Source organism: Aquimarina gracilis, from assembly GCF_035285365.1.
GTDB lineage: Bacteria > Bacteroidota > Bacteroidia > Flavobacteriales > Flavobacteriaceae > Aquimarina > Aquimarina gracilis.
The window spans coordinates 88423-98134 of the sequence record NZ_JAYKLX010000013.1 but is presented as its reverse complement, the minus strand read 5'-3'; the positions used below and the strand labels follow the sequence as shown (position 1 = coordinate 98134).

The 9712-nt window shown below is 35.0% G+C and carries 10 protein-coding genes; 3 read left to right on the top strand and 7 right to left on the bottom strand.

The features are described 5' to 3' along the window. From U6A24_RS22860 to U6A24_RS22845, 4 genes are all read right to left on the bottom strand, one after another. A partial coding sequence (locus U6A24_RS22860) for a class I SAM-dependent methyltransferase (RefSeq protein WP_324182355.1) occupies nucleotides 1-856 on the bottom strand: 856 nt, incomplete at its 3' end. Next, a complete protein-coding gene (locus U6A24_RS22855; protein ID WP_324182354.1) occupies nucleotides 857-1945 on the bottom strand; it encodes an AI-2E family transporter in 1089 nt (362 codons plus the stop codon). Between the two features lie 150 nt (nucleotides 1946-2095). Further along, nucleotides 2096-2617, bottom strand: coding sequence for a TrmH family RNA methyltransferase (locus U6A24_RS22850; protein WP_324182353.1), 522 nt, complete (start codon nucleotides 2615-2617; stop codon nucleotides 2096-2098). Further along, the gene (locus U6A24_RS22845; protein ID WP_324182352.1) at nucleotides 2617-3261 is read right to left on the bottom strand and encodes a DUF4159 domain-containing protein; all 645 of its coding nucleotides are present in this window, start codon (nucleotides 3259-3261) and stop codon (nucleotides 2617-2619) included. Before U6A24_RS22845 ends, U6A24_RS22850 begins: the two co-directional genes overlap by 1 nt. Nucleotides 3262-3305: 44 nt before the next feature. Between U6A24_RS22845 and U6A24_RS22840 the strand changes: the two genes are divergently transcribed. Further along, nucleotides 3306-4022 carry a DUF1223 domain-containing protein gene (locus U6A24_RS22840; protein WP_324182351.1) on the top strand — a complete coding sequence of 239 codons (717 nt, stop codon included), beginning with the start codon at nucleotides 3306-3308 and terminating at the stop codon, nucleotides 4020-4022. A gap of 67 nt (nucleotides 4023-4089) precedes the next feature. Further along, complete coding sequence (locus tag U6A24_RS22835; protein WP_324182350.1) at nucleotides 4090-4554, top strand: DUF1572 domain-containing protein; 465 nt, start codon at nucleotides 4090-4092, stop codon at nucleotides 4552-4554. A gap of 20 nt (nucleotides 4555-4574) precedes the next feature. On the opposite strand, the gene U6A24_RS22830 is transcribed toward U6A24_RS22835, so the two are convergent. Beyond that, nucleotides 4575-5717: an esterase-like activity of phytase family protein gene (locus tag U6A24_RS22830; protein ID WP_324182349.1), complete on the bottom strand. Its 1143-nt coding sequence runs from the start codon at nucleotides 5715-5717 to the stop codon at nucleotides 4575-4577. Nucleotides 5718-6035: 318 nt separating this feature from the next. Between U6A24_RS22830 and U6A24_RS22825 the strand changes: the two genes are divergently transcribed. After that, complete coding sequence (locus U6A24_RS22825; protein ID WP_324182348.1) at nucleotides 6036-7724, top strand: T9SS type A sorting domain-containing protein; 1689 nt, start codon at nucleotides 6036-6038, stop codon at nucleotides 7722-7724. Nucleotides 7725-7798: 74 nt separating this feature from the next. Here the strand turns inward: U6A24_RS22825 and U6A24_RS22820 are convergent, their stop codons facing one another. Next, nucleotides 7799-8503 (bottom strand): 16S rRNA (uracil(1498)-N(3))-methyltransferase, encoded by a 705-nt coding sequence (locus tag U6A24_RS22820; RefSeq protein WP_324182347.1) that lies wholly within the window; start codon nucleotides 8501-8503, stop codon nucleotides 7799-7801. 136 nt (nucleotides 8504-8639) lie between these two features. Then, nucleotides 8640-9662: a tRNA (adenosine(37)-N6)-threonylcarbamoyltransferase complex transferase subunit TsaD gene (gene tsaD / locus U6A24_RS22815; protein ID WP_324182346.1), complete on the bottom strand. Its 1023-nt coding sequence runs from the start codon at nucleotides 9660-9662 to the stop codon at nucleotides 8640-8642. Between the last annotated feature and the right edge of the window lie 50 nt (nucleotides 9663-9712).

The following is a 9712-nucleotide window of genomic DNA, read 5'->3' as shown; positions in this document are numbered from 1 at the left end:
CATTAGGTTCGTATAAGAATTTCTTTGGCGTGCCCAAAGTCAAAGATTGCTCTGCTTCATCTTTTAAAATAAACGAGAACTCCTGTTTTTGATTTCTAGCTAGATTAACAGTCTTAATAATACGATCTGCTTCAAAACTTTTGTCTAATACCCAAAGAAGTTCTTTGACCTCATTTCTTACCGCAACCACATGAATCTCTTTTACATGTTGCAAAGAATTCAATCCCACTTTAATGTCAAGTAGAGGAGAGGTTTTGATTAAGATGTTGTTGGCTTTTATAAAAAGAAGTTCAAGATTATCGGGCACATTAGGTAAGCAATCTTCGAGAAAGAATACTTTTCCTTTGGCATCATGTCTTCTAGATGGGTCTATATAGATCCAATCAAAATTAGTATTGTTTGTAAGAGTTTCGAGTCCATCGCCAGAAATGCAAGTAACATTTTCTGTTTCCAGTGTTGTAAAGTTATGCTTGGCAAGAGTACTCAATTCATCATTAAGTTCACAATGAATGACTTGTTGCATTTTTTTTGAAAAGAAATAGTCATCAATTCCCAACCCTCCTGTAATATCGATCAATGTTTTTCCGGAAACCAAATTGCTCTTGTATTGCGCTGTGAGTTCTGAAGAAGTTTGCTCAAGATTAAGAGTTGGGGGATAGTAGATTCCTATTCTTGCATACCAGGTAGGTAATTTTTGTTTTGCTTTTTGTCTTCCTACAATTTGTTGTGCTAGTTCTTGAGCAGAAATGCCTTTAAATGGACTACCACTTAATATCAATTTACTTAGATCAATCGAAGCGTCGGATTTTTCAAAAATGTATTCTTGTACTTCCTTATGTAAAATTAACGTGTTCAATTAAAGGTCTTTGGTGAGCGTCTTTACAATTTTGTATTCAGATAAAAATTCTTTGGCAATAACCTTGATGGCGGTATAAGAAGGCACCGCAACAATTAATCCACCAATTCCAAACAGAAGACCAAATATTAATATCGCAAGAAAAATTTCTAGCGGATGTGATTTTACACTGGTTCCAAAAATTAAGGGTTGATTTAAAAAATTATCAATCAACTGTATAATCATATAACCAATCAAAATATAAGCAAGTTTAGGTAATATTACAGTTGGAAAATCAAATCCAAGGTTACTTGTAGTGGCCAGGATAAGAACAAAAATCCCACCAAAAAGAGGTCCTATATAGGGGATAAGGTTAAATATTGCAGCTATTAGTGCCACTGCAATAGCATTGTTAACATCAAAAACAAGCAAAAGTATGGTATAAAGCACAAATAGAATAAAAACCTGAAGCAACAACCCTACGAAATATCGAGATAGTAAATCTTTGATTTTGGTAAAAGCCCGCATAAACTTGTTTTCGTCTTCCTTTTTGGCAAAGACAAGTAGGCTGTTTTCCAATAAAAGACTATCCTTCAATAAAAAGAAAGAAATAAATAATACCGAAAAAACACCAATCAAAACCGATCCAAAACCACTCAAAAAAGAGTTAATAGTATTGGGTACAGCCTTAAGATCCAAGAACTGCATAAGATCTGTTTTTTTAACCAATTCAACAAAACTGAGTTTGTCGATATTAAAATAATCACTAATCTCCTGATTCAATTGATCAAGATCATCACTAATACTATTTACATCGATTTCACCTATTAATTGTCCCTGTTCTACGACAATTGGGACAAATAAGGTAAATATGCTTAAGAATAAGAGTATGGTTATGAATAGCGTGCATACAACGGCAACGGTATTGTTAAACTTTAGTTTTCGTTTCAAAAATGAGACTAATGGTCTTCCCATTAAAGAAATAACTGATGCAAAGGCGATATAAATTAATACCGATTGTATTTTATATAAAAACCATAATAGAATAAGAACACCCACTATAATGGCAACTGCCCGTAAAATACCGTATGCTATTGTTTTTGAATTCATTTTTTAAAGGTACAAAGAAGCAAAGTTAAAAAGTCTAAAAGAATCAAAACTACAAAGAAAAAGAGGATCTTTTTTTAACTTTTTAAAAAAAGAAAAGCAGATTTTTCACATTCTACTAACCACTAACCACTAACCACTAACCACTAACCACTAAACACTAGCCACTAGCCACTGTTTTGTTATTTCATATAAAGCAATACCGGTGGCCGTAGCAACATTCATACTACTATTGTTGCCATACATATTGATATGAACGCTTTGTTTCGATATTGAAAGTATTTCTTGGGACACTCCGAAATTCTCTTCTCCGATGACTAAGGCAATCTTTTCAGATGGCGCTATGGTACATTCAGATATAGGAATACTATCTTTTGTAATTTCCAGAGATAGAATGGTGTAATTTTCAGCAATGAGTTGTTGAATTACAGTAATTATTTCTTCAGATTGTTGATAAGGTACAATTTCATGAGTTGATCTCGCTGTGCGCTGCATACGTTTGCTAACAATAGTAATATCTTCTCCACAAAAGTAAATTTGTTCCACCCCAAAACTATCTGCAATTCTGAAAATACTACCAATATTAGCAGGAGAGTTAACACTATCACAAACTAATGTAATTGGGAATTGTTTTTTTATAAAGCGATTGTTATTGTGATTCAATTGTTGATCCATTAATTCTGAAACGCGTATTTAATAATATTAGCTCCCATTTTTAGTGCTTTCATACGAACTTCTTCAGGGTCGTTATGTACTTCTGGATTTTCCCAGCCATCTCCCAAGTCACTTTCAAAAGTAAATAGTAAGACAAGGCGACCCTCATGAATTATCCCCAGAGCTTGCGGACGTTTACCATCATGTTCATGAATTTTAGGTAATCCCTTTGGGAAATCGTAGTGAGAAGAAAAAATAGGATGTGAAACCGGTAGTTCTACCAATTCCTTATCGGGGAAGACTTTTATAAGCTCTTTTCGAACATAGGGTTCCATGCCATAATTATCATCAATATGCAAAAACCCGCCGCTTAAAAGGTAATTTTGAAGATTTTCAGCATCCTGATCTGTAAAAAACACATTACCATGCCCTGTCATGTGAATATATGGATACTGAAAAATATCTACACTTTCGGGCTTTACTGTTTTTGGTTTATCGGCAATACGCGTGTTAAGATTCTGATTACAAAACCTGATAAGATTAGGTATTGCCGTAGGATTACTATACCAGTCACCCCCACCTTTATAATGTAAAATAGCTATATCTTGACCATAAGTGGCATAAGAAACTAAAAAAATAATAAGACAACCCGTAAGTTTGTTCATGATAAACGTCTAAAATAAAGTCTAAATGTACTAAAATAAAACAGATGCAAAAGAAGCTTTTAATGCTATTAACAACTATGCTTTCAATGGCAAGTTATGCACAATCCAATGAATCTGCTATAGTACTTGAACTATTTACTTCTCAAGGTTGTAGTAGTTGTCCTCCAGCAGATCAGTTACTTGACAAAATTAAAAAACAGTATCAAGATCAAAATGTGTTTGTTTTATCGTATCATGTAGATTATTGGAATCGTTTAGGATGGAAAGATCCTTTCAGCAATGAATCTTATAGCGATTATCAAAGAGAATACGCAGAACAATTCAATAGCAGATCCATTTATACACCGCAACTTGTGGTGAACGGAAGGGAACATTTTACGGGCTCTAATCGTTACAAGGCAGAGGAAGCCCTTAAAAAATATGCAAAATCAAAATCGAGTAATATCATAAAGGTACAAGGTATCCAAAGAGAAGAAAAGGCAATCGAGTTTAATTACTCGGTAGAAGGGGATAAGTTTAATACTGTTACGTTTGCAATAGTAGTTTCTGAACGAGTAACTAATGTTTCAAAGGGAGAGAACCGAAACCGAAGTTTAGCAAATACAAATATTGTTGCCAATCGAGTTACTACAAAGGAAGCTAATGGGAAAATTGCTATTTCCATACCCGAATGGATTACAAATGAAGACCAACTGTCACTGATTACGTATACGCAAGATGTTTTTTTAAAGACAACCGGAGCTTTACAGGTCAAAATTTAAGAGAGTCAATGTATTCATTGTTCATACATTATAATATATTTATGTACTCATTAAATATGGTAATACAATGAAGCGAACAAAACAAATAGCAGATCGATTTAGAGAAGTTGTTTTAAATGGAAAATGGGTTGCCAATACAAATTATAAAGATCAATTACATGACCTTGACTGGATACAAGCTACCACCAAAATAGAGCCTTTTAATACTATTGCGGCGCTTACTTTTCATATTAATTATTATATAGGAGGGGTATTAAATGTATTAGAGGGTGGGGCTTTAGAGATAAAAGATAAATATAGTTTTGACTGTCCCCAGATGCAATCACAAGGGGATTGGCAACTTCTCAAAAATAGTTTATGGACGAATGCCGAAAAGTATGCCAGTCTCGTTGAACGTTTACCCGATGAGATACTGGATGAAGTATTTGTGGATAAGAAATATGGTAATTATTTAAGAAATCTTGAAGGAATGATAGAGCATGCATATTATCATTTAGGACAAATTACGTTGCTAAAAAAAATGCTTAATTGATAAATTGTTTCTTCTATCAATTAGGGAAGTACCTTGAAAACAATGAACTGGTTAAGTTGTGGGTAAAAAGAATTGAAGTTATTATCAGATATCACCACGATACTTCTACTACCATCGGCAAGTTTTGGCCCAAAAGTAATCCCTTCTAGATTGTCGACAGTATTTCGTGTTAATTGACTTCGCACTTGTTCAAAATCAAATAGCAAAGTTTTTGAAGCTTTTGTGTAACTGGTGCTGGCAAGATTATCAAGTAGTAATGTATTTGTGGCATTGGTTGCATCTACTTTATAGATTTTTACATTGTTTCCTCCGTCTATATATCCCGAGGCAAAAGATCTTTCTAATGCCAAAAACTTATTTTCATCATATTCCAAGAGTTCTACCAAGCCATTTATTTCAAAAGTGGTTCCCAATGTAGCTTCTCGGGCAACGGGATCAAGCTCATAAGCAAACTGCCGCTCTGGCATTCCTGTAGTTTTTTTAAAAAAAGTAATTCTTACCGGTGAATCGGTATCTGTAGTGGTTGGTTCTGGGCCATCTTCGATAAGAGGTAGTTCAAAAGAGGTCCAATATCCTTTGTTGTCAAAACTCAAAGACAAGCCTTCCAAAACTCCGTTATGTCTTGGGCCAGAAGTGTCACTAGCTGTATTTGCTTTAAAATTATCGGGTAATGAAAAACTTCTTACCTGACTGGCTTCCATCGAAATTTCAATCAGAGCAGGATCGATCCCATTATTAATAGAACCTTCACTTGTATACAAAATTGTGTTGGTAACAGGATCAAATCGTATGGCTTCGGGATCTACAACACCTTGTTCCAACGAAAAACCAGAGTTATCTTTAATCTCTACCATTTTGGCCATACTTACCTCTTGAAAACCTTCATTTGTATAAGTAATGTTAGCCTCATAATAGCGAATTGGTGGAGTAGAAGTGTCGCAAATGATATACCATTTCCCATTGTAATAATCAATTCCCGAGAATCCGCCTATTGGGACACCATTGATTTCTTGATCGGGTATTATGAATTCATCAATAAACTGGATCGCGCTAATTGTATTTTGATTAGAATCTGGGTTGGATGTGTTCGAGTCATTGCTATTAGATGAGCAATTCAAGAATAAAAAAAACAAAGGAAAAATACTGTAAATCGACTTTGGCATAACGCAATGTATTGTGATAATGTAAAGGTATTGATTTCTTACCGAATGATTCTTTTTAAGAAAGATTAATAGAGTATTTACTACAGTAAAACCTTACTGGGATAGAGTGATTTAACCCTGGTGTATTAGGTGTATACCTCTTGAATTTAGAAGTACTAATCTATTACTTTGCCTTCAGTTTTTATTAATGCTTGTACGGTTAATTACCCCCTTTCTGAATATTCAGAAGAACTTCGAACTAATAGTTGCAGGTTTCCATAGAGTGAACCTCACAGATTAAGGGAAAACATATTTATTAACTAATTTATACAAATCATTATGAAAACAATTTATTACTGTATTGCCTGTTTTTTTATTGTGAATTTGGGGTATTCACAATTTCAACATTCTTATGGAACAGAAACCTCTGAAATGGGTAGATCGCTTACCCAACTGAAAAAAGTTGAGAAAGGATATTTGATAGCTGGATATACCGCTCGTAGTTATATTGGAAGTCTGGAAGCTACCTTGGTAAAAACAGATCTTGATGGGAATCAAATATGGTCACGAGTCTATGGAGGAGAAAGTCATGAGTATTTTAATTCGGTTCGGCAAACCAATTATTTTAGTGCCAGTAACCCGGTAGCCTATGTAGCGGCTGGATTTACCAATAGTTATGGATTTGGACAAGGGGATGCATTCATGGTAGCCGTAGATGATAATGGATTTCCGGTTTTTTCGAGAGTATTTGGGGGTGAGAGATTTGATACTTTTCACTGTATACAAAGCATTAAAGATGAGAACGGAAAACCCGGTTACATCATGGTAGGTGAAACCAGAAGTTATGGTAATGCTTATCCAGGATCAAATATGTATGTAGTTAAAACCGATTTTATGGGCAATCTTACCGGAGCTACCGTAATTGGTGGTGAAGGAGATCAGAGAGGATTGTGGATCGAGCAAACTTGGGATGGTGGATATATCATTTCTGGGTCTACAACAAATAATCGATGCGGAGGAAGTGGGGCGTTAACAAACCCACCAACCGATCTATTTGTGGTTAAGCTGAAACCAGACCTTAATCTGGAGTGGAATAGAATTCTTGGATATCCAGATGAATTAGATCCTACTATTGGTTATAGAAACGAAGCTACTTGTGTAAAACAAAATAAAGATGGCGATTTCGTACTTACTGGTTATACCAATAGTTTTGGAATTAATAATTCTCATGATGCATTTTTGTTATACATGAGTAATGGAGGTAATTTTTTGGGAATGAAAACCTACGGGACCGAAAGAACAGAATATGGATACGGAATTGAAGTGACCGTTGACGCTTCAGGAAAACAAGTGTATACTATTGTGGGGCTCAATAATATTTCTTCAACTTTTAAAGCAATGTTGTTTCAAACCGATAGTTCCGGAAACTTACAATGGACGCGTAATTATGGACGAAATGGAAGTGAGATAGGAATAGAACTTGTAAGTGATGATTTTGAAAAAGGATTTGCTTTTACGGGATACACAACTTCAATAGGAGCAGGGGGTATAGATAAATATCTAGTTGAAACTACAGACACTGGAAAAACAGGAACACCCTGTGAAAAGGAAATTGATCTTAAAGAAATTAAACATGAACCCTGTGTTACTCGAAGCATACAGCAGATTTTTGTTGATGAGTATCGAGAAATCCAACATCATGCCATAAAAGTCGAATTTAAAGAGGATATATGTGGCACAGCTAGTGGTTCTAGAGAAAGTGGAATCAAAACACTCGAAAAGAGCCCTAAAGCAGAATTGTTTCCTAATCCTGTAAATAATTTACTAACTATACGTACTGGTGAGATCTCAAGAATTATAGAAATGAAAATTTTTGATATGAAAGGAGAAGAAGTTGTTCGAGATAATGATGTAAGTCAAACAGGAGAAATTGTAGTATCTACAGAGTCTTTGGCTCCTGGTATTTATATAGTAAAACTTAAGGCAGAAAATGGTAAAACTCATATTATGAAGTTTTTGAAAAAATAAAACCTTACTTATAAATTAAAATTGAGAGACTGTCGCATTGGTTACGCCCAAGGTGGCAGTTTTTTATAATTATCCTAAGAATTAATAAACGCAACGCTATGGGCCGCAACAATAGCAGCGGTCTCGGTACGCAGTCTGGTGTTGCCTAATGTTACCGGTTTATACCCCTTACTTAAAGCCGTCTGGATTTCCTTGGGAGAGAAATCACCTTCGGGACCAATTAATATAGTGATATTAGTCTTAGGTAGAAGTACATCCTTTATAGATTGTTTTTGAGTTTCTTCACAATGGGCTATAAATAATGTATCCGTGTTATTTTTTTCGAGAAAATCTGAAAGTGAGATTGCAGGGTTAAGTCTGGGTAAGTACGCCTGTAGGGATTGCTTCATTGCACTTTGTAGAATACGTTCAAAACGCTCTGCTTTTATAACTTTTCGTTCGCTATGGTCACAAAAGATTGGGGTGATTTGATCAATTCCTATTTCTGTAGCTTTTTCAAGAAACCATTCATAGCGATCATTCATTTTTGTAGGGGCTACCGCCAAGTGCAATTGATAAGGTTTTTTTGACTGGGTTTCAACAGAGTCGATAGTTGCATGGCATTGAGATGGATTAGAAAATGTGATTTTTGCTATAAAAAAATGACCCTTTCCATTGGTTATATGCAAGGCATCTCCTTCTTTTTTGCGCAAAACCTTAGCAATATGCTTGCTTTCTTCTCTAGAAAATTTTATTTCGGTACTCGATTTGGTAAGTGTATTATTATAAAATAACTGCATAATTGTAGAAAGTAGTCTTTAGTAGTTAGAGCGTAGTTTTTAAAGCGTTAACCTTTTTAGATTTTTAGCCGATAAAATTATAGGATTTTTATATCTAAATATGAATAATAAATATTTTCCATCAACCATCAACTCATTAAAACTTAACTCGGGCTTTTGCTACAACACTCATATCGGTAAAATCTTTTTTCAAAAACTTTAGATATCCTACAATACCAATCATAGCCGCATTATCTGTCGTATATTCAAACTTTGGCACAAAAGTTTGCCAACCGTATTTTTGTTCGCCTTCTTTAAGTGCTTTCCGTATTCCAGAATTAGCAGAAACTCCTCCTCCGATAGCAATACGTTTAATACCCGTTTGTTTTGAAGCTTTTTTTAACTTATCAATAAGAATATTAATGATGGTGTATTGAAGAGAGGCGCAAATATCGTTTCGATTTTCTTCAATAAAATTGGGATTTTCTTTTATTTTTTTCTGGATAAAATAAAGTACAGAAGTCTTAAGCCCGCTAAAGCTAAAATTGAGGTCTCCTACTTTGGGCTTCGGGAATGGGTACGCCTTTGGATCTCCCAATTGCGCGTATTTATCAATCAATGGACCTCCGGGATATGGGAACCCTAATATTTTGGCACTTTTATCAAAAGCTTCGCCAACAGCATCATCGATGGTTTCCCCTATGATTTCCATATCAAAATGATCATTTACCTTCACAATTTGTGTGTGCCCGCCACTTATAGTCATGGCAAGGAAAGGAAATTCTGGTTTTTCAAATTCATCTTCATCAATAAAATGAGCCAGAATATGAGCCTGCATATGATTTACATCGATTAACGGAATATCCAGGGCCAAGGCCAATGACTTTGCAAAGGATGTCCCCACCAATAGCGAACCCATCAAACCAGGGCCTCTTGTAAATGCAATGGCATTTAAATCATTTTTATCAATCCCTGCTTGTTTAATTGCTTGATCGATCACCGGAACAATGTTTTGTTGATGTGCTCTCGACGCAAGTTCTGGGACCACACCGCCATACAATTCATGAATTTTTTGAGAGGCTACAACATTTGATAAAACTTTTCCGTTGCATAATATAGCTGCAGAGGTATCATCACAGGAAGACTCAATACCTAGGATATATATTTTTTGTGGATTCATTATGAGGAAAAGGGCATAGAAATTGTTAATATTGTCTACAAAGTTAAAAC